Annotated in this window: 2 protein-coding genes and 1 pseudogene; all 3 read right to left on the reverse strand. The window is 64.5% G+C overall.

Annotation, left to right across the window (positions count from 1 at the left end; translation table 11 throughout):
- A partial coding sequence (locus AC5RWX_RS33545) for a lysophospholipid acyltransferase family protein (RefSeq protein WP_494100469.1) occupies positions 1-213 on the reverse strand: 213 nt, incomplete at its 3' end.
- 46 nt (positions 214-259) lie between these two features.
- Positions 260-973, reverse strand: a complete 714-nt coding sequence (cmk, locus tag AC5RWX_RS33550) for a (d)CMP kinase (RefSeq protein ID WP_494100468.1) — start codon at positions 971-973, stop codon at positions 260-262.
- Positions 973-1,192 (reverse strand): annotated as a pseudogene (locus AC5RWX_RS33555) (prephenate dehydrogenase); the annotation flags it as partial. The gene cmk and the pseudogene AC5RWX_RS33555, both read right to left, overlap by 1 nt.

Here is a 1,192-nt window from a genome sequence, read left to right on the forward strand (position 1 = left end):
CACCCGGCCCAGGAAGCCCGTGAACATCTCCTGTTTCACCAGGATGTGCATGGGCCGTGGTGACGCGCCGAACATCACCGGCCCGTCCAGGAAGCTGATGTGGTTGCCGGCAAAAATCACCGGGCCGCCGGTAGGAACGTTGTGCCCGCCGGTGACGGATGTCCGGTAGACCAGGTGGTCCAGGACCCAGCCCACGGGCCTGCTCCACGTCATGGTCCAGCTGGACGGGATCTCCGGCCTGGACTTTCCGACGCTTGGTTCAGTCACGGTTCAGGACCTTGGTAACAATCACGAGGGCCGCGGCAACTGTCTGGTCGAAGTCAAGGTCCGAGGAATCCAGGGTTACCACTCCGGAAGCGGCCTGCGTGAAGTTGACCACCGTGGAGTCTTTCGCGTCGCGGTGGGTCACTTGTGCCGCCAACTGCTCCGCGTCCTGGGTGCCGCCGAGCTGGATTCCGCGCCGGCGCAGCCGCGCTTCCTCACTGGCGGTGAGCAGCATCCGCACTTCAGCCCCGGGAGCGACGACGGTGGTGATGTCCCTGCCTTCCACCACCATCCGGCGGTGGTGCTTTTCGATCAGTTCGCGCTGGCGCCGGATGAGCTCTGTCCTGGCCCCTAGTGTGGTTGCCACGGCACTGACAGCTGAGGAAATGGCGGGTTCACGGATGGCGTCGGTGACGTCAATCCCGTCCACCCGGACGTACTCCTCCTGGGGGCTGGTGCTCAGGTCCAGGACCAGGTCCCGGGAGGCCTGCTCCACCGACTCACCGTCTTCCAGGTCGATGCCCTTGGTAACGCAGTACCAGGTCAGTGCGCGGTACATGGCGCCGGTGTCCAGGTAGGCGAGCCGGAGCCTCCGGGCCACTTCCTTGCTGACACTGGACTTGCCGGAGCCTGACGGCCCGTCGATGGCAACCACCAGCGGCCGGCCGACGCGCAGGGCGGGCAGCGTGGCAAGAAGTTCTTGTGTCATTACTGGAGTACCCGCCATCCGCGGTCGTTGAGTGCTTCGATCAGGTGGTCATGCTTGTTCGGCAACACGGAGATTTCCACCATACCCACGTTCTGGCCCGACGAGTGGTCCAGGCGCAGGTCCTCCAAATTCACGCCGATCTCACCGATTTCCGTGAGGAGCCGCGCAATCTGGCCCGGTTTGTCGTCCACCAGGACGGTAAGCCACGAGTACGCCTGG

Source organism: Arthrobacter sp. SPT-J7, from assembly GCF_059089965.1.